This is a genomic window from Hymenobacter taeanensis (genome assembly GCF_013137895.1).
In the GTDB taxonomy this organism is placed as follows: domain Bacteria; phylum Bacteroidota; class Bacteroidia; order Cytophagales; family Hymenobacteraceae; genus Hymenobacter; species Hymenobacter taeanensis.
Genome location: NZ_CP053538.1, coordinates 3,192,871 through 3,212,174, shown reverse-complemented (window position 1 = coordinate 3,212,174; position 19,304 = coordinate 3,192,871). Strand labels below are relative to the sequence as shown.

Below are 19,304 nucleotides of genomic sequence, written 5' to 3'. Positions count from 1 at the left end.
AGTTAGTACGGCTAGCAGGTGGCCTGGCGTCTTCTGGGCCACCTGCTGCTTGATTTCGCTCCGCTGAATCCGCTAGAGCCAGCGGAGTTCCTGGGCCGGCCCTGCGATTAGGGGACGCGGGCCGGCCACTCGGGAACCATCTTTTTCCCTCATTTCCCTACCCTTTTGTATGGCTGCTCCCATTTCCGCATCCACAGTATCCCGGCCGGAGGCCACCACTGCTGAAGGGCAAACCCCGCGCTATACCTCAGCGCTGGCGTCCCTCACGGTGCTGTTTTTCATGATGGGTTTTATCACCTGCCTGAACGACATCTTAATTCCGTATCTCAAGGCTATTTTCGGCCTCAGCTATACTCAAGCTAACTTTATCAACCTCTGCTTCTTCGGGGCCTACTTCGTGATGGGCATTCCGGCGGGCATGCTGGTGAAGCGCATTGGCTACAAGGGCGGCATGCTCGTGGGCTTCCTGATTGCGGCTCTAGGCGCTTTCCTGTTTTACCCCGCAGCCGAAAGCCGCTCCTACGGCCTGTTTCTGGGCGCGTTGTTTGTGCTAGCTACCGGCGTAGTGCTGCTGCAAGTGGCCGGCAACCCGTACGTATCCATTCTTGGTCCGGCCCGCTCAGCGCCGGCCCGCCTCACGCTCACGCAAGCGTTTAACTCCCTGGGCACCACGGTGGCTCCCTTGCTGGGTGCCGCCCTGATTCTGTCGAACCTGCCCGATCTGGAGTCGGCCTCTACTGCCGCCATTGATGTGCGGGCTGTGCAGGTTCCTTACCTGTGCATTGGGGCCGTGCTCATTGTCATCAGCGTGCTGCTAGGCCTGCTTAAGCTGCCCAAGATTACTCTCGAGCATACTGAAGAAGCCCCCAACCGCCGCGCCTGGCACTACCGCCATCTGGTATTCGGGGTGATTGGCATTTTCGCCTACGTGGGGGGCGAGGTAGCTATTGGCTCGCACATTGTAAGCTACTTAGGCCACCCTGATATCATGGGGCTGTCGCCGAAACTAGCCGGCGACAAGGTGGCCTACTACTGGGGTGGCGCTATGGTGGGCCGCTTCCTGGGCGCTTATCTGCTCAACAAGTTCAACCCTGGCCGCCTGCTGGCTTTCAATGCCGTCGGGGCCGTGGTGCTGGTGCTCATCTCGATCAGCACCAGCGGCGACGTAGCCATGTGGAGCCTGCTGGCCGTGGGCCTGATGAACTCCATCATGTTCGCCACCATCTTCACGTTGGCCGTAGCCGGCCTGGGCCGGCACACCGAGGAAGCCTCGGGCCTGCTTAACGTGGGTATTGTGGGCGGGGCCGTGGTACCACTGCTCTTTGGGCTGGTAGCCGATTCCAGCTCCCTGCGCTGGGCCTTTGTGCTGCCCATTCTGTGCTACGTGTACATCATGTGGTATGGTCTCCGAGGCCACCGCCCCAGCCAAGCGTAACTTTCTTGCATACCCGGAGCCGTTTAGCTCCTCTATTGTCTCCTTCCACCCGTTCTGCATGTCTCTGCTCTCCAAACAAACTCTCTCCCTGGCCCTACTGCTAAGCCTAGGCCTGGGCACCAGCTGCCAGCGCATGCCCCAGGCCGGCGCTTCGGCGGCGTCCGTTAAGAAAGGCACCGCGGCTTTCTGGCTCACTAACCCCGATAAATCGGCCCTGTTTCAGGCGCAAATGGCTCCGGCCTGGACCACCAATGCCGCTACGGGCGCGGTCATTGAAATCGACGACCAGCAGACCTTTCAGACCATTGATGGCTTTGGCTACTGCCTCACGGGCGGCAGCGCCGAGCTGCTGCACCGTATGACGCCCGCCGCCCGGGCCGCCATCCTGAAAGAGCTTTTCGCTACCGATGGCACCAACATTGGCGTGAGCTACCTGCGCCTGAGCATTGGTGCCTCTGACCTTGATGCCACCGTATTCAGCTACGACGACCTGCCTGAGGGCCAGACCGACCCCACGCTGGCTAAGTTCAGCCTAGCTCCCGATAAGCAGCACCTGATTCCGGTGCTCAAGGAGATTTTGGCCATCAACCCCAGCATCAAGATTCTCGGTTCGCCCTGGTCGCCGCCCACCTGGATGAAGACCAACGGCAACTCCAAAGGCGGCTCGCTCAAGCCCGAGTTTTACGATGCCTACGCCCGCTACTTTGCCAAGTACGTGCAGGGTATGAAGGCCGAGGGCATCCGGATTGATGCCATTACGGTGCAGAATGAGCCCCTCCACCCCGGTAACAACCCCAGCCTGCTCATGCTGGCCGAGCAGCAGGCCGAGTTTGTGAAGAACAACCTGGGCCCCACGTTCAAGAAGGAGAAAATCGACACGAAGATTATCGTGTACGACCACAACGCCGACCGGCCTGATTACCCCCTGACCATTCTCAACGACCCGGAGGCCCGGCAGTACGTGGATGGCTCGGCATTTCACCTTTACGCGGGTCCTATTGAGGCCCTAAGCAAGGTGCACGATGCCTACCCCGATAAAGGCCTCTACTTCACGGAGCAGTGGGTGGGCTCAAAGAGCAAGTTCTCGGAGAACCTGCCCTGGCACGTGCGCACACTCATTATTGGCGCTACCCGCAACTGGGCCCGCACCGTGTTGGAGTGGAACCTGGCCGCCGACCCGCAGCAGAACCCCCACACGCCCGGCGGCTGCACGGAGTGCCGCGGCGCCCTTACGCTGGACGGCAACAACGTGACCCGTGAAGATGCCTACTACATCATTGCCCACGCCAGCAAGTTTGTGCGGCCCGGCTCGGTGCGCATCGGCTCCACTACTTCTGAAACGCTGCCCAATGTGGCCTACAAAACGCCCAGCGGCCAGCGCGTGGTAATTGTGCAGAACAACTCCAAGGAAACCCAGGCCTTTAGCCTCCGCCACGCGAGCAAAACCCTCAGCACCACGCTCAACGCGGGTGCTGCCGGCACCTACGTGTGGTAAACCCGCTTCCCCCTTTATGGGCTAGGCCACTGCTAGTGGCCTAGCCCATAGAAATAGTACCCCCGCTCTGATTACCTCTTTCTGGCCAGCTCCCCGCTGCGGGAAGAACCAAGCGCTTAAAGCGGAGACACCTACTCCGCTCTCCCCGCTGACTCTCCGGCCTCCCAAGGGCCTGTTAGTAATTTTTCACAACCAAAACCCCACCATCATGAACACCAGTACTTTTTGGAGCACCCAGGTGCCACGCGCCCTTAAATGCCTCGCGCTGCTGACTGGCCTAGGCCTAGGCCACTCCGCCGACGCCCAAAGCTTCCTGCGGACCGACGGCCAGCGCATTGTGAATGCCAGCAACCAGGAGGTCATTCTGAATGGCATGAACCTCGGCAACTGGGCCGTGCAGGAAGGCTACATGATGAAAGTGGGCTGGCCCGGCCTCGATGGCAAGCAAACCCAGGGTAAGGTGAAGAAGTCTCTCTACAACGCGGGCATGAGTGACGCAGCCGTGGAGACCTTCTACCAGAACTACCGCAACAACTTCATCACCAAGCCCGACATCGACTACATCGCCTCGAAGGGCTTTAACTGCATTCGGCTGCCGCTGCACTATGAGCTGTTTCTGACGCCGGCCCAGCGGGCCGTGCGCAGCAGTGTAATGCGCGGTACCGTTACCTACGACTCCTACGTGAGCCAGCTGACGAGCTGGTATAACAACAATCAGCTCTTCACCGACCCCAACAACATGGCGGCGCTGGGTATGATTGACAATGTGCTGGCCTGGGCCCAGGCCAACCAGATGTATGTGGTGCTGGATATGCACGCCGTACCCGGCTCCCAGGGCACCGACGCCAACATTGCCGACCAGATTGTGGCCAACGACCTCTGGAACCGCCAGATAAACCAGGACGTGCTCAACCGGCTGTGGTCCTTCATCTCGAACCGGTACAAGAACGATTCGCGGGTGGCCATGTACGACCTGATTAACGAGCCCAACAACTACCCCAACAACCAGAAGATTCACGACGTGCTGCAGCGCCTGATTACCACCATCCGGGGGCAGGCCGACAACCACCTGATTTTGGTGGAGGGCAACGGCTGGGGCAACGACTATAACTACATGGAGCCGTTTACCTTCCCCAACCGCTCTAACCTGGTGTACAACTCGCACCGCTACAGCGGCACGGGCTACGAGATGGACAACGGCGTAAACTCTACCGGGGGCGGGGCCAACGACCTGCGCTTCATTGGCAACCTGCGCAACTTCCGCACCACCCACAACGTGCCTATTTGGGTGGGTGAAACCGGCGAAAACTCTGACACCTGGATGCGCGATGCCGCCAAGAATCTTAACTCGGTGGGCATTGGCTGGTGCCACTGGACCTACAAGCGTTTCGAGGACCGCAGCAACCCGGCCTTTATGCACATCAACCCACCTTACGTGGTAGATGGCCCCGCCGGCCTGAACCAGGTGCTGACCAACATTCAGTTTGCTAACTGTGTGCCCAACACTACGGTAGCGGCTGTCTCTCCAAACCAGAACGGCATCGTTAACTACCCCGGCGGCGGCAACTACAACGGCACTGGCGGAACTACCAGCAGCGGCCCGGCCATTGGCCGTATCTACGAAATCAGCTCCAAGAACGGCGGCAAGGCCCTGGAGGTATCGGCCAGCTCCCAGGCTAATGGCGGCCGGGTGCAGCAATGGGGCTGGGTGAGTGCCGCTAACCAGAAGTGGAAGCTGGTAGACGCCGGCAGCGGCTACGTGCGCATTGTGAACCTGAACAGCAACAAGAGCCTAGATGTGGCCGGCCCGAGCACTGCCGACGGCGCTCTGACCCACCAGTGGGACTGGCTGAGCCAGGACAGCCAGTACTGGCAGATCATCAGCAATGGTGATGGTACCTACCGCATCATCAACAAGTACAGCGGCAAGGCTCTGGATGTGCAAAACAACTCCACCGCCGACGGTGCCGCCGTGCAGCAGTGGACTTACGGCGGAGGCAACAACCAGCGCTGGTACTTCTCAGACCAAGGGGCGGCAGCCCGCGTGGCCCTGGCCTCAACCGCCAGCGCTACCACTGAAGCTCGCCTGCAGGTGTACCCTACGCTGGCCAACTCTGAGCTGAACCTGAGCTACAATGCACCGGCTGGCCAGCGCCTGCAGCTGCGCCTGATTGACTTAACCGGCCGGGTAATCAGCAGCCAGGCAGAGCGCCCCGTAACAGCGGGCCAGAACCTGATTACGTTGCCAGTGACGGCAGTACGGGCTGGCACTTACCTGTTGCAGGTTAACACCCCCGAGGGCCTGCTGGTCCGCCGGGTAGTAGTTGCTCATTAAGATGAAACCCGTCAGCCCCGGCCGTGGGTCGGGGCTGGCTTATCTGCCTTCGCTATCGATTAAAACCTGTACATACTTATCACCTCTTCAGCTGCCACTGGCCTAACCGCCTGGGTGTTACTCTGGAGAAATTCCTTGTTCTGTTTCTTCCCCTATCCTGTCATGAGGCTCCTTTCTTTCCAATTACCACAAAGTGCAGCGGCAGTGTTGCTGCTAGGCCTGGTGGCCAGCTGCGGGGGCAACAGCTCCCCCGACCCTACTCCTACGCCGCCGCCCCCCGTGGTGCCGCCGGTAACCACAGGCCCGTCGCAGGTGGCTACCTGGACTACTACCTCTGACCGGAGTACCCTGTTCTATAAGAGCACCCTGCCCCTGAACTTCCAGGCCCCCGTAGGGCAGAACCCCACCATCACGGTAGACACCACGCAAACCTACCAGACCGTTGATGGCTTTGGCTACACCCTCACCGGGGGCAGCGCCCAGCTGATTAATCAGATGAGCGCCACCGACCGGGCGGCGCTCCTAAAAGAGCTGTTTGCCACGGATGAGAACAACATCGGGACCAGCTATTTGCGCATCAGCATCGGGGCTTCAGATCTGGATGCCAACGTGTTCACCTACGACGAAACCAGCACGCCTGACCCTACGCTGGCCCAGTTCAGCCTGGCCCCCGATAAGGTGAACCTGATTCCGGTGTTGAAGCAGATTCTGGCCATCAATCCCACTATCAAAATCCTAGGCTCACCCTGGACGGCGCCCACCTGGATGAAGACCAACAACAGCTTTGTGGGCGGCTCGTTGAAGCCGGAATACTACGCTGCCTATGCGCAGTACTTTGTAAAGTATCTGCAGGGTATGCAGGCCGAAGGCATTCGGGTTGACGCCGTAACGTTGCAGAACGAGCCGCTGAACCCCTATAACAACCCCAGCATGACCATGTCGGCCCAGGAGCAGGCCACGTTCATTCGGGACCATGTAGGGCCGGCGTTTAAGGCGGCCGGCCTCACCACCAAAATCATCCTCTACGACCACAACCTCGACCGCGCCGATTACCCGGTAACGGTACTGCAGGATGCTCAGGCGCGGCAGTACGTAGATGGCTCGGCTTTCCACCTCTACGCTGGCAGCATCTCGGCCATGACCAACGTGCACAACGCCTACCCCGATAAGGGCGTGTACTTCACGGAGCAGTGGACTGAGGGGCCAGGCAATTTTGCCGGCGACTTCAACTGGCACGTGAATAACCTCATTATTGGTGCTACCCGCAACTGGAGTCGCAACGTGCTGGAGTGGAACCTGGCCTCTGACCCCAGCTACGGGCCCCACACGCCGGGCGGCTGCACCAAGTGCATGGGCGCCATTACCATCAGCGGCAACACCGTAACCCGCAACACAGCCTACTACACGGTGGCACACGCGGCCAAATTTGTGCGCCCAGGCTCCGTGCGCATTGACACCAACGTGCCGGGTGGCCTACAAAACGTGGCATTTAAAAATCCTGAGGGCAAGAAAGTCCTCATTGTACTCAACACGGGCGGTGCCCAAACCTTCGACATCAAGTACCGGGGCAAGGTAGCCACGACTCAGCTAGCTAGCGGAGCCGTGGGAACCTACATCTGGTAGCTCATTTTACTTCTTACGCATGCACAAGTTTCTGATTGCCGCGGCGCTGGCTTCCACTCTCGGCACCACTGCCACGGCGCAAAAAGCCTCTTCTTCCAAATCCAAGGCTTCCTCCTCCTCTTCCTCCTACTCGGCGGTGGGCAAACAGGTGCAGGTCTACACCACGGCCGCTAACTCGGAGCTGCGCCTGTCGGCCACTGATAAGCTCAGCTTCTCGGCCCAGCCCCAGCCCCTGGAAACCCAGCCCACGGTCTTCGTCGACCCCAACCACTCGTTCCAGACCCTGCTCGGCATCGGCGGGGCCCTGACCGATGCCGCGGCCGAAACCTTCGCCAAGCTGCCCACAGCCCAGCAGCAGGAGTTGCTGCGCGCCTACTACAGCCCCACCCAGGGCATCGGCTACACGCTGGCGCGCACCACCATCCACAGCACCGACTTCTCCACGGCCCCCTACACGTACGTGGCCGACGGCGACAAGACGCTCCAGACCTTCAGCGTCAAGCACGACGAGCAGTACCGCATCCCCTTCATCAAGCAGGCCATTGCGGCCGCCGGCGGCCAGCTGACGATGTACGTGAGCCCCTGGAGCCCGCCGGCCTGGATGAAGACCAACCAGAGTATGCTCAAGGGCGGCAAGCTGCTGCCCGAGTACCGCCAGCTCTGGGCCGACTACTACGTCAAGTTCATCAAGGCGTACGAGCGCCAGGGCATCCCTATCTGGGGCCTGACGGTGCAGAACGAGCCCATGGCCGTGCAGAAGTGGGAGTCGTGCATTTTCACGGCCGAAGAGGAGCGCGACTTCGTGAAGGGCTACCTGGGCCCCACCCTGAAGAAAGGGGGCCTGGGCGACCGGAAGCTCATTGGCTGGGACCACAACCGCGACCTGATGTACCAGCGCGCCGCTACCTTGTTCGATGACCCGGAGGCCAGTACGTATTACTGGGGTCTGGGCTACCACTGGTACGAGACGTGGACCGGCTCGGGCATGCAGTTTGAGAACCTGCGCCGCGTACACGAAACCTACCCCGACAAGCACCTGATCTTCACGGAGGGCTGCATCGAGAAGTTTGACTTCTCGAACGTAAATGACTGGCAGCTGGGTGAGCGGTACGGCCACTCGATAATCAATGACTTCAACGCCGGCACCGAGGCCTGGACCGACTGGAACATCCTGCTGGACCAGACCGGCGGCCCCAACCACGTGGGCAACTTCTGCTACGCCCCCATCATCGGGGACACGCGCAGCGGCCGGCTGCTCTACACCAACAGCTACTACTACATCGGCCACTTCAGCAAGTTCATCCGGCCCGGGGCCCGGCGTATTGCCACCACGGCCAGCCGCGACGTGCTGCAGACCACGGCCTTCCGCAACCCCGATGGCACCGTCGCGGTGGTGGTGATGAACCAGACCGACCAGCAGCAGCCGTTCCAGCTCTGGATCAGGGGCCAGGCGGCTCCCACCACCTCGCGCCCTCACTCCATCATGACCCTGCTCGTGAACTAGCCCACCCTAGGCCAGTCTTGCATTTTGTTCGGCTGCCCCCCTCCCCTTGCCGCGGAGAGGGGCAGCCGAATTTGTAAGGAGTCACTGCTTTGGCCCCAGACCTGGCCGCGGCCACCTCCACGCCCACCCTTCACGTTGTCTTATGCCCCCAGTTAGCCTGAAAGTACTTGCGCGGGAACTCAACCTGTCCGTTTCGGCGGTGTCGCGGGCACTCAACGACCGCAGCGACATTGCCCAGCACACCAAAGACCGGGTGCGGGCGCTGGCCAGCAAGCTACAGTATGAGCCCAACCCCTACGCCAGCAGCTTGCGCGGGCACAAAAGCAAAACCATTGGCATTGTTATTCCGGCCGTGCACAACCACTTCTTCTCCTTGGCCATTAATGGCATTGAGGAGGTAGCCCGGGAAAATGATTTTCATGTGCTGATTTCCCTGACCCACGAGGCGCCCGAGCAGGAAGCCTCCATTATTCAGGTATTGGCCGCTGGGCGTGTAGATGGGGTACTGCTCTCCATGGCCCGCAACAGCCAGGCCAGCACTCACCTAACCGTACTGCGCGACCGGGGCATTCCGGTGGTGCTTTTTGACCGGGTATATGATGACTTGCCCACGGCCACCGTCACCACCGACGACTATGCCAGCGGGTATCAGGCCACCCAACACCTGCTGGAGGCGGGTTGCCGCACTGTGGCTCACCTCACTATTTCCGATACGCTTTCTATTGGCAAGCGCCGGCTGCAAGGCTACATGGCGGCTTTGCAAGACTGGGGCCTGCCCTATGAGGAAGCCCTGGTAGTGCAGGGCCACACCAATGAGGCCCTCAACACCCCACTCATTGAGGAGCTGCTGCGCAACCGGCCCGAGATTGACGGCATTTTTGCCTCCGTAGAAACGCTGGCTATGAGCAGCTACGACGCCTGCCGTAACCTGGGCCTCTCCATCCCTGATGACGTGAAAGTAATTGGGTTTTCTAACCTGGAAATTGCTGCCCTGCTCAACCCGCCCCTCACCACTATTACGCAGCCGGCCTACGCAATTGGCCGCGAGGCCGCCCGGCTGCTGTTTCGGGCCCTGCAGGAGAACGTGCATCTCTTACCCGCTGATAGTCTGGAGTTAAAATCGGAGCTGAGCGTGCGGCGCTCTACGGCCCGCACCCGGTAAAGTGGCCTAGCGGCCTGGTTTGTGGCTCCGGCTGGCCCCTACTCCCTGCTGGCGCTGGCCTAGCCCCTCGGTTGCTGGGCACCAGCGGCTTGCCGCGCACCGGTAATGGTGCACCTGCTGGCTGTTTTCCGTAATCGTTTCCGTAAATAAATCCCGTTTACGGCGTCCTGGGCACGGCAAGTTTGTGGAGATTACACTCACTAATTCCCCACCAGCCCTGAGCCTTATGCGAAAATTTACCCACCTATTGCTGCCCGCCGCGGTAGTAATATCCGTTTCGGCACACGCCCAAACCAGCCAGGTAACCGGCACGGTGCTGAGTGCTACGGATAACTCTCCCCTCCCTGGGGTATCAGTTGTTATCAAAGGCACCACCACCGGCGCCTCCACTGACCCCGACGGCAAGTTCAGCTTGCCCGTTCCCGCCACCGGCGACCCCGTGTTGGTGTTCTCCTTCATTGGTTTTGAGCCCCAGGAAGTGCGCGTGGGCGGCCGCAGTTCCATTGGCTCGGTGAAGCTTGGGGAGAAGGCCACGGCCCTGAATGACGTGGTGGTAGTGGGCTATGGCACCCAGCGCAAACGCGACATCACCGGCTCGGTAGCGTCCATCTCGGCGGAGCAAGTGGCCGAAACGCCCATTACCCGCGCCGACCAGATTCTGCAGGGCCGCGTGAGTGGCGTGCAGGTTACGCAAACGAATTCGGAGCCGGGCGGAAACGTTTCCATCCGCATTCGGGGCACTAACTCCATCAACTCCGGCAACGAGCCGCTATTCGTGGTAGATGGCTTCCCCGGCGCCGGCGACCTAAACTCCATTAACCCCAGCGACATTGAGTCGATTGAGGTGCTGAAGGATGCTTCTGCCACGGCCATTTATGGTAGCCGGGGTGCCAACGGGGTAGTTATCATCACCACCAAAAAAGGCAAGGCTGGCCGCAACGCCATCAACTTTGAGGCCTACACCGGTGTGAGCAACGTGCGCAAGAAGTACGACCTGATGAACGCCCCTGAGTTTGCGCGCTACCTCAACGACGTGCAGACGCTCAACAACCTCGAAAACAAAACCACCACGCCCCTGCCCTACACGCAGCAGCAGATTGATGCCATGGGTGAGGGTACCGACTGGCAGGATGAGATTTTCCGGCAGGGCCGCCAAAGCAATTACCAGCTGGGGTTCAGCGGCGGCACCGAAGACACCCGCTATAACCTCAGCTTCAATTACTTTGATCAGGAAGGCATTATCCTGAACTCCGGCTTCAAGCGCGGCTCCGTGCGCCTGAACCTGGACCGGAGGGTGAGCAACAAGATTAACGTGAGCTTCACCAGCCAGCTTTCCCGCACTCAGCAGCGCCTTACTACCGTAAACACCAACGGCGGTAGCAATGGGGGCGTACTGCTCGATGCCCTGCGCTTCAGCCCCATTCAGCCGGTGCGCGATGCGAATGGCAATTACACTTTCCAGAACCAGCCCCTGCCGGCCGTAGAAATTGCTGGCAACCCAGTGGCCTACGCTGAAAGTGCCAAAGACAACCTCACCACCACCCGCGCCCTCATCAACGTAGCCGGCGAGTATCAGCTACTGGAAGGCCTGAAACTGCGCATTTCGGGCGGCACCGACCTGTTTGCCAACCAGCGCAACCAGTTTATCCCCTCTACGGTGTATGTGGGCCAGAACACCAACGGCTCGGCCACTAAAGCCTCCAACAACAACTACAGCTGGCTGAACGAGAACACGCTGACCTACGACCGCAAGCTCAACGAGAACAACGCCCTGAATGTGGTGGCGGGTTTGAGCTTCCAGGAGTTCGTGAATGAGAACTACAGCGCCTCGGCCAACAACTTCTTCACCAATGCTCTGGGCTCCGATAACATAGGCCTGGGCGCTAACGTGCTGACGCCCAGCTCGGGCAAAAACTCCAACCGCCTGGCCTCTTACTTTGGGCGGGTAAACTACCGGCTGTTCGAGAAGTATCTGTTCACCTTCACGATGCGCGCCGATGGCTCCTCGCGTTTCGGGCCGAACAACAAGTGGGGCTACTTCCCTTCAGCCGCCTTCGCCTACCGTCTGATTGATGAGAACTTCATGAAGGGCTTTACGTCCCTGAGCGACCTGAAGCTGCGCGCCAGCTACGGCATCACGGGCAACCAGGAAATTGGCTCGTATCAGTCATTGGGGCGGTATGGGCTGAGCGCCTACACCTCGGGGGCCACGCGCCTGGTAGGCCTGTCGCCTTCTAACGTGCCCAACCCCGACCTGAGCTGGGAGTCTACGGCCGCCGCCGACGTGGGGATAGATGTGGCTTTCCTGAAAAACCGCATCAGCGTTACGGCCGATGTGTACTACAAGAAAACCACCGACCTGCTGCTGCAGGTATCCATTCCGCAGACAACGGGCTTCTCCAACATTCTGCAAAACGCGGGCAGCGTGCAGAACAAGGGCTTGGAGTTCTCCTTGAACACGGTCAACTTCGACTCAAAGAAGTTCTCCTGGAATACCAACCTCAACTTCTCGCTCAACCGCAACAAAGTGCTTGACCTCAATGGCGAGTACCAGCGCTTCGTAGGCCAGTCGAGTACGAGCCTGTTTCCCGGTGCTACGGCTGCCACCAGCGTGCTGCGGGTTGGGGAGCCCATTGGCTCTTTCTACGGCTACGTGTTCCAGGGCATTTGGCAGACCCCGGAGGAAATTACAGCCAGCGGCCTGACTACCACCGTGCGCCCCGGCGACCCCCGCTACGCCGATCTGAACGGCGACAAGAAGATTGACGGCAACGACCGCACCATCATTGGGCGGGCCCAGCCGAAGTTCATTTACGGCTTCACCAACGGCTTTAGCTACGGCCCCGTGAGCCTGAACATCTTTATTCAGGGCGTGCAGGGAACTGATGTGCTTAACCTCAACCGCTACGAGCTGGAGTCGGGCTTTACTACCACCAACAAGCTGAGGTCGGTGAATGACCGTTGGACTGGTCCCGGTACCAGCAACACCATTCCGAAGGCTAACAGCGTGGTGCGCCGCAGCACCGGCATTGTGAGCGACGTGGTGGAGAACGGCAGCTTCGCCCGCCTGAAAACCGTGACGGTTTCTTTCAATGTGCCCCTGCCCGAGGCCGTAACCAAAACCATTAAATCGGCCAGCGTGTACGTGACCGGCCAAAACCTGATTACGATTACGAAATACTCCGGCTACGACCCCGAAGTAAACTCGTTCGGTAACTCCGGCCTGAGCCTGAACACCGACTACAACGCCTTCCCCAGCACGCGCACCTTCATTGGCGGCGTGAAGATTGGCTTCTAATCGAACGGGTATTTCTACTTACTACTGACATGAAAAAGAAGCTCCTTCTTCTCGGCATATGTTCCCTTGGCTTCTTCTCTTCCTGCGAGTCCTTCCTGGAAGAAAAGCCTTATGATTTCCTTACCGCCAGCAACTTTTACCAAAACGAGGGCGACGCCATTGCGGGCCTGAACGGGGTGTTTAGCCTCATGCAGGCCCAAACCTACTACGGCCGCACGGTGTGGCTGGTAACGGAGCTGCCCGGCGACTACATGGCCGTGGTGGGCGCTACCACCGGCGACCGGGCCGAGCTAAGCCGCTTCACCTACACCGCCAACAACGGCGAAATCGGGAACTGGTGGGTGAACAACTACCGCCTGATTGGCCGCGCCAACGATCTGATTGACAAGGTGCCGGCCGTGAGCATGAACGAGGCCAGCAAGAACAACATCCTCGGCAACGCCCGCTTCCTGCGCGCCCTGGCCTACTTTGAGCTGGTGCGCTCCTACGGCGACGTACCCCTGATTACCTCGCCCATCAAAGGCCCGAACGACGACCTGCGCCCCGCCCGCACACCCAAAGCGGCGGTGTACGAGCAGATTATTGAGGACCTGCAGTTTGCCGAAGCCAACTGCCTGAAGGAAAACCAGATTCCGGCCGGCAACAAAGGCCGCGTTTCCAGCGGGGCCGCGGCCAGCCTGCTGGCGAAAGTATACCTCACCCGCGCCAGCTCTTCCGATGCCAAAGGCACCGACAACCAGGATGCGCTGGCCGCTTGTAACCGCGTTATCAACTCCGGCTTGTATAGCCTGATGCCAACCTACGGCGACGTTTTTCTGCCTGACCGCGAAAACAACGCCGAGCACATTTTCTCGGTGCAGTTTGATTTGCCCCCAAACGTGGGCAACATCATTGTGCGCCAAAACCTGCCGGCGGCGCTGGGCGGCTTCGCCTCGTTCACGGCCGAGGATTGGTTTGTGAAATCATACGCCGCTACCGATGTGCGCAAAGACTGGAACCTGAGCAACAAGGCCAATACCACCACGCTGCCCCAGTACTACTTCAACAAGTTCCGCGACGACAAGCGCATCGGCAACGACTCGCGCGTTAACTGGCTGGTGACCCGCTACGCCGATGTGCTGCTGATGCAGTCGGAGGCACTCAACAACCTCAACGCCGCTGACGTGACCAAGTACCAGGGCATTAACCGGGTGCGGCAGCGGGCTGGCCTGGCGGCTCTGCCCACTACCGCCACCACCAAAGATGCCTTCGTGGATCTGCTGGTGCTGGAGCGCGCCTGGGAGCTGTGTGATGAAGGCCACCGCCGCTACGACCTGATCCGGCTGAACCGCCTGAAGCAAGTGGAGAAAACCATCTTCAACCGCGACATCAGCGACAATTACCTGCTGTTCCCGATTCCGCAAACGGAAATAGCCCTCAACCCCAACCTAACGCAAAACCCTGGCTTCTAGTCAGCGCCTCTGAGCAGGTTGGGTTAGCCCGGCCTGCTCAGAGTATTTGTGCCCATTGCTTGCAATTCCTGCCCGGCGAAGTAGCCTGGGCCACGTTCAGGGCGCACTCAACACCCATTCTAGGTTTCTGCTGGCAGCTACCTGCCACTGGCCTAGCGCTTTGCAACCGCCTCCCTTCCAACTGATGCGTACTCCCACCCTCCCATATTGCCTGTTATTTCCTGCCCTGCTGTTGACCTCGGCCGTGCAGGGACAAAGCAAGCAGAACATTTACCGCAAAGGCTGGATTGACTTCAATAAGAACGGCAAAAAGGACGTGTTTGAGGATGTCGCGCAGCCAGTAGAGCGCCGGGTAGCCGACTTACTCTCGCAGATGACGCTGGAGGAGAAAACCTGCCAAACGGCCACGCTTTACGGCTACGGCCGGGTGCTGAAGGACAAGATGCCCACGGCGGAGTGGAAGACCATGGTCTGGAAGGATGGCATTGCCAACATCGACGAAGAGCTTAATGGCCTAGCCTACCACCCCGGCGCCGCCACCGAGTTTTCCTATCCGTTCAGCAAGCATGCCACTGCCATTAATGATGTGCAGAAGTGGTTTGTGGAGCAAACGCGCCTGGGTATTCCGGTTGATTTCACAAACGAGGGCATCCATGGCCTCTGCCACGACCGGGCCACGCCCTTGCCGGCCCCCATTGGTATTGGCAGCACCTGGAACAAGGCCCTGGTGCGCCAAGCCGGCGCCACCGTGGGCCGTGAGGCCAAAGCCCTGGGCTACTCCAATGTGTATGCCCCCATCCTCGACCCGGCCCGCGACCAGCGCTGGGGCCGGGTGGTAGAGTGCTACGGCGAAAATCCCTTCCATATTGCGGAGCTGGGCAAGCAAATGGTACTCGGCATTCAGGAGCAGGGCGTGGCCTCTACGCTCAAGCACTACGCCGTGTACAGCGTGCCCAAAGGTGGCCGCGACGGCGACGTGCGCACCGACCCGCACGTGGCGCCCCGCGAGATGCACCAGCTCTACCTCTACCCCTTCCGGCGCGTGATTCAGGAAGCCAAGCCCATGGGCGTGATGAGCAGCTACAACGACTGGGACGGGCAGCCGGTAACCGGCAGCCACTATTTCCTGACGGAGCTGCTGCGCGAGAAATTCGGCTTCGATGGGTACGTGGTGTCGGATAGTGAGGCCGTGGAGTTCCTGTTTACCAAGCACCACGTGGCCGATACCTACAAGCAGGCTGTGCAGCAGGCCATTGAGGCGGGCCTGAACGTGCGAACCAACTTCACCATGCCGGAGGTGTACATAATGCCCCTACGCGAGCTGGTGAAGGAAGGCCGCGTATCCATGAAGACCCTGGACCGGCGCGTGGCCGATGTGCTGCGGGTGAAGTTCCGGCTGGGCCTCTTTGACCAGCCCTACACGAGCAACCCCAAAGCCGCCGACAAAACCGTGCACACCGCGGCCGATGAAGCCTTCTCATTGCAGTTGAACCGTGAAACCATGGTGCTGCTGAAGAACGAGAAAAACCTGTTGCCGCTTGATGACAAGGCCCTGAAGTCGGTGCTGGTGACTGGCCCGTTGGCGGCGGAAAAGAACTACACCACCAGCCGGTATGGCCCCTCCAACAACCCCGTTACCACGGTGCTGGATGGCATCAAGAGCTACCTCGGGGCAAAGGCCACGGTGCACTACGCCAAAGGCTGCAACATTGTGGATGCCAGCTGGCCTGAAAGCGAAATCATTCCGACGGCTTTAACCAAAGAGGAGCAAGCCAGCATCGACGAAGCCGTGGCCCAGGCCCGGCTGGCCGATGTGGTAATTGCGGTGGTGGGTGAGGATGAGAAGCGCGTGGGCGAAAGCCTTTCGCGCACAGGCCTAGGCCTGCCCGGCCGTCAGCTGCAGCTGCTACAGGCACTGCAGGCCACTGGTAAGCCCGTGGTAATGGTATTAGTAAACGGCCAGCCGCTCACCATTAACTGGGAAAACCGCTATGTGCCGGCCATTCTGGAGGCCTGGTTTCCGGGACCTCAGAGTGGGCGCGTAATTGCAGAAACGCTGTTCGGCGACAACAACCCCGGCGGCAAGCTGCCCATCACCTTCCCCAAATCAACGGGCCAGATCGAGTACAATTTCCCCTTCAAGGTGTCGTCGCAGGCGGGCCAGCCCAGCGCGGGGCCCAACGGCTACGGCAAAACCAGCATCAACGGCGCGCTCTACCCCTTTGGCTTCGGGCTGAGCTACACCTCCTTTGAGTACGGCAACCTGGTAGTAAGCCAGCCCAGCCAGCACGCCAACGCCAATGTGCAGGTAACCATGGAGGTAACCAACACCGGGAAGCGCCTGGGCGACGAAGTGGTGCAGCTCTACCTCAAAGACAAAGTCAGCAGCGTGACCACGTACGAGTTTGACCTCCGTGGCTTTGAGCGCGTGCGGCTGCAGCCCGGCGAGAAGAAAACCGTCAGCTTCACCCTCCACCCCAACGACCTGGCCCTGCTCGACAAAAACATGAACTGGACTGTGGAGCCCGGCGAGTTTGAAGTGCTGCTCGGTAGCTCTTCCGAAGACATCCGCCTTCGCAAATCCTTCACCATTCAAGCTGACTAAGCGCCTCACAAAATAGGCCCAGCCGGCTTCCATCCTGGCCTGGCACCCTTTTAAACCCCATTTCAGATCCTTACCGGTGGCGCTCCACAACCGCGCCCCATTTTACCCAACTGCATGAGTGAGAATTTTTCCCTGGAGGGCAAAGTAATCGTGGTTACCGGTGGCACCGGCATCCTAGGCCAGTCGTTCATTGATGGCATTGTAGAAGCCGGCGGCACCGTGGGCATTCTGGGCCGCAACGCCGCCATAGCGCACGAGCGGGCCGAGGCTATCAAGGCCCGCGGCGGCCAGGCGCTGGCCCTGGTAGCCGATGTGCTGGAAGAAGACCAGTTGCGCGCCGCCTGCCAACAGGTAGTACAGACCTACGGCCGCATTGATGGCCTGGTAAACGCCGCCGGCGGCAACGGCGCCGATGGTGTGCTTGACCCTGAGCACGACGTATTTAAGATGAACCTTGAGGGCATGAAGCGGGTGATGGACCTGAACATTTGGGGTGCCATCCGGCCAACGCAGGTGTTCGGTGAGGCCATTGCGCAATCGGGCCGCCGCGGCAGCATCGTGAACATATCCTCCATGAACTCCAAGCGGGCCATTACTAAGGTGCTGGGCTACAACATGGGCAAGGCCGCCCTCGACTGCTACAACCAGTGGTTTGCGGTGGAAATGGCCAACCGCTACGGCGACAAGCTGCGCATGAATGCCCTGGCCCCCGGCTTCTTCCTGACGGAGCAAAACCGCAACCTGCTCACCACTCCCGATGGCGGCTTCACGGCTCGTGGCGAGTTGGTTATCCGCCAGACGCCCTTTAAGCGCTTCGGCCACCCCGATGAGCTGAAAGGTGCCCTGGTATGGCTGCTCAGCGACGCCTCCCAGTTTGTAACCGGCTCCATGATTTGCGTGGATGGCGGTTTTTCCATCTTTGGCGGCGTGTAACAGCTGAAACCCATGAGCAAGCAACAACCCTATTCAATGGAGCAAACCATGCGCTGGTTTGGCCCTCAAGACCCCGTAAGCCTCTCCGATTTGCGGCAGGCCGGCTGCACCGGCGTTGTCACGGCCCTGCACCACCTCCCAAACGGGGTGGTGTGGCCGGTAGCCGAAATCAGGGCCCGGCAGGCCGAGATTGAGGCCGCAGGCATGCGGTGGAGCGTGGTGGAGAGCGTGCCGGTGCACGAGCACATCAAAACCCAAACCCCCGGCTTCGAAACCTTCATTCAGAACTACCAGCAGAGCCTGCGCAACCTGGCCGAGTGCGGCATCCGCACGGTCACCTACAACTTTATGCCGGTGCTGGACTGGACCCGCACCGACCTGGCCTACGAGGTAGAAGACGGCTCCAAAGCGCTGCGCTTTGAAATGGCTGCCTTTGTGGCCTTCGATGTGCTGCTGCTCCAGCGCCCCGGCGCGGAGCAGGCCTACCCGGCGGAGGTGCTAGAAAAGGCCCGCCAGCGGTTTGCCGCCATGAGCGACGAGGACAAGCAGTTGCTGCAGCGCAACATCATTGCTGGCTTGCCCGGCAGCGAGGAGAGCTTCACGCTAGGCCAGTTTCAACAAGCCCTGGATGCCTACCAGCACATTGATGCCAACCGGCTGCGCGCCCACCTCATTCACTTTCTGCAAGAAGTGGTGCCGGTGGCCGAAGCCGGCGGCATTCACCTCGTCATCCACCCCGACGACCCGCCCTACCCCATTCTGGGCCTGCCGCGGGTGGTGAGCACTGCCGCCGATGTACAGGCGCTAGTTGATGCCGTGCCTTCGCCCAGCAACGGCCTGTGCTTCTGCACCGGCTCGTTCGGCGTACGCCCCGACAACGACCTGCCCGCTATGGTGCGTCAATTCGCTGACCGCATCAACTTTATTCACCTGCGCAGCACCCGCCGCAACGCCGAGGGCGACTTCTTCGAGGACAACCACCTGGAAGGCGACGTGGACATGTATGGCGTGGTGCGCGAATTGGTACACGTGATGCAACAGCGCCAGGTAAGCCTGCCCATGCGCCCCGACCACGGCCACCAGATGCTCGACGACCTGCACAAGAAAACCAACCCCGGCTACTCCGGCATCGGCCGCCTCCGCGGCCTAGCCGAGCTACGCGGCCTGGAACTAGGCATCCACCGAAGTCTTTCGGAAAGCAAAGGCTAAAGTCTGGTTCCTCTCCTTGAAAAGGAGGGGTTAGGGTTGGTTGACTGGCCTAGAGCAATTACCTGAACGTCCCACACCCACCCGTCATGTCGAGCGAAGTTAAGACATCTCACCCGCTGACATTGCCAAAGTATACACTCCCCCTCTCCCTGAGGAGAGGGGGCCGGGGGGTGAGGTCCAACGATGCGAGCGAGATGTCTCGACAAGCTCGACATGACGGGCTTTTGAATCGTTCTGGGCCGCTCCCACCTCAT

Annotated in this window: 11 protein-coding genes; all 11 read left to right on the top strand. The window is 60.1% G+C overall.

Annotated features, from left to right (window positions below; translation table 11 throughout):
• The first annotated feature begins 169 nt into the window (after window positions 1-169).
• The 11 genes from HMJ29_RS13660 (at window position 170) to uxuA (ending at window position 19,050) form a co-directional block, all read left to right on the top strand.
• On the top strand, window positions 170-1,435 hold the full coding sequence (locus HMJ29_RS13660; protein WP_171592019.1) for a sugar MFS transporter: 1,266 nt from the start codon (window positions 170-172) through the stop codon (window positions 1,433-1,435).
• Window positions 1,436-1,493: 58 nt separating this feature from the next.
• Window positions 1,494-2,930 carry a glycoside hydrolase family 30 protein gene (locus HMJ29_RS13655; RefSeq protein WP_171592018.1) on the top strand — a complete coding sequence of 479 codons (1,437 nt, stop codon included), beginning with the start codon at window positions 1,494-1,496 and terminating at the stop codon, window positions 2,928-2,930.
• Between the two features lie 208 nt (window positions 2,931-3,138).
• Window positions 3,139-5,265 carry an RICIN domain-containing protein gene (locus HMJ29_RS13650; protein WP_171592017.1) on the top strand — a complete coding sequence of 709 codons (2,127 nt, stop codon included), beginning with the start codon at window positions 3,139-3,141 and terminating at the stop codon, window positions 5,263-5,265.
• A 162-nt stretch (window positions 5,266-5,427) separates the two neighbouring features.
• Window positions 5,428-6,888 (top strand): glycoside hydrolase family 30 protein, encoded by a 1,461-nt coding sequence (locus HMJ29_RS13645; RefSeq protein ID WP_171592016.1) that lies wholly within the window; start codon window positions 5,428-5,430, stop codon window positions 6,886-6,888.
• Window positions 6,889-6,907: 19 nt separating this feature from the next.
• Entirely contained in the window at window positions 6,908-8,392 is a 1,485-nt protein-coding gene (locus HMJ29_RS13640) for a glycoside hydrolase family 30 protein (protein WP_171592015.1), read from the top strand.
• A 142-nt stretch (window positions 8,393-8,534) separates the two neighbouring features.
• Complete coding sequence (locus HMJ29_RS13635) at window positions 8,535-9,554, top strand: LacI family DNA-binding transcriptional regulator (protein WP_171592014.1); 1,020 nt, start codon at window positions 8,535-8,537, stop codon at window positions 9,552-9,554.
• A 226-nt stretch (window positions 9,555-9,780) separates the two neighbouring features.
• Window positions 9,781-12,852, top strand: coding sequence for a SusC/RagA family TonB-linked outer membrane protein (locus HMJ29_RS13630; protein WP_171592013.1), 3,072 nt, complete (start codon window positions 9,781-9,783; stop codon window positions 12,850-12,852).
• Between the two features lie 29 nt (window positions 12,853-12,881).
• A complete protein-coding gene (locus HMJ29_RS13625; protein WP_171592012.1) occupies window positions 12,882-14,303 on the top strand; it encodes a RagB/SusD family nutrient uptake outer membrane protein in 1,422 nt (473 codons plus the stop codon).
• A gap of 184 nt (window positions 14,304-14,487) precedes the next feature.
• Window positions 14,488-16,908, top strand: a complete 2,421-nt coding sequence (locus HMJ29_RS13620) for a glycoside hydrolase family 3 N-terminal domain-containing protein (RefSeq protein WP_171592011.1) — start codon at window positions 14,488-14,490, stop codon at window positions 16,906-16,908.
• Between the two features lie 114 nt (window positions 16,909-17,022).
• A complete protein-coding gene (locus tag HMJ29_RS13615; RefSeq protein WP_171592010.1) occupies window positions 17,023-17,841 on the top strand; it encodes an SDR family oxidoreductase in 819 nt (272 codons plus the stop codon).
• Window positions 17,842-17,853: 12 nt separating this feature from the next.
• Window positions 17,854-19,050, top strand: a complete 1,197-nt coding sequence (uxuA, locus tag HMJ29_RS13610) for a mannonate dehydratase (protein WP_244679259.1) — start codon at window positions 17,854-17,856, stop codon at window positions 19,048-19,050.
• Window positions 19,051-19,304 lie beyond the last annotated feature (254 nt).

What these genes read in the sequence shown, in the direction of transcription:
- HMJ29_RS13660 (WP_171592019.1), top strand. Translation starts at nt 170, where the DNA reads ATGGCTGCTCCCATTTCCGCATCCACAGTATCCCGGCCGGAGGCCACC.
- HMJ29_RS13625 (WP_171592012.1), top strand. Translation starts at nt 12,882, where the DNA reads ATGAAAAAGAAGCTCCTTCTTCTCGGCATATGTTCCCTTGGCTTCTTC.
- HMJ29_RS13650 (WP_171592017.1), top strand. Translation starts at nt 3,139, where the DNA reads ATGAACACCAGTACTTTTTGGAGCACCCAGGTGCCACGCGCCCTTAAA.
- uxuA (WP_244679259.1), top strand. Translation starts at nt 17,854, where the DNA reads ATGAGCAAGCAACAACCCTATTCAATGGAGCAAACCATGCGCTGGTTT.
- HMJ29_RS13635 (WP_171592014.1), top strand. Translation starts at nt 8,535, where the DNA reads ATGCCCCCAGTTAGCCTGAAAGTACTTGCGCGGGAACTCAACCTGTCC.
- HMJ29_RS13645 (WP_171592016.1), top strand. Translation starts at nt 5,428, where the DNA reads ATGAGGCTCCTTTCTTTCCAATTACCACAAAGTGCAGCGGCAGTGTTG.
- HMJ29_RS13630 (WP_171592013.1), top strand. Translation starts at nt 9,781, where the DNA reads ATGCGAAAATTTACCCACCTATTGCTGCCCGCCGCGGTAGTAATATCC.
- HMJ29_RS13655 (WP_171592018.1), top strand. Translation starts at nt 1,494, where the DNA reads ATGTCTCTGCTCTCCAAACAAACTCTCTCCCTGGCCCTACTGCTAAGC.
- HMJ29_RS13615 (WP_171592010.1), top strand. Translation starts at nt 17,023, where the DNA reads ATGAGTGAGAATTTTTCCCTGGAGGGCAAAGTAATCGTGGTTACCGGT.
- HMJ29_RS13640 (WP_171592015.1), top strand. Translation starts at nt 6,908, where the DNA reads ATGCACAAGTTTCTGATTGCCGCGGCGCTGGCTTCCACTCTCGGCACC.
- HMJ29_RS13620 (WP_171592011.1), top strand. Translation starts at nt 14,488, where the DNA reads ATGCGTACTCCCACCCTCCCATATTGCCTGTTATTTCCTGCCCTGCTG.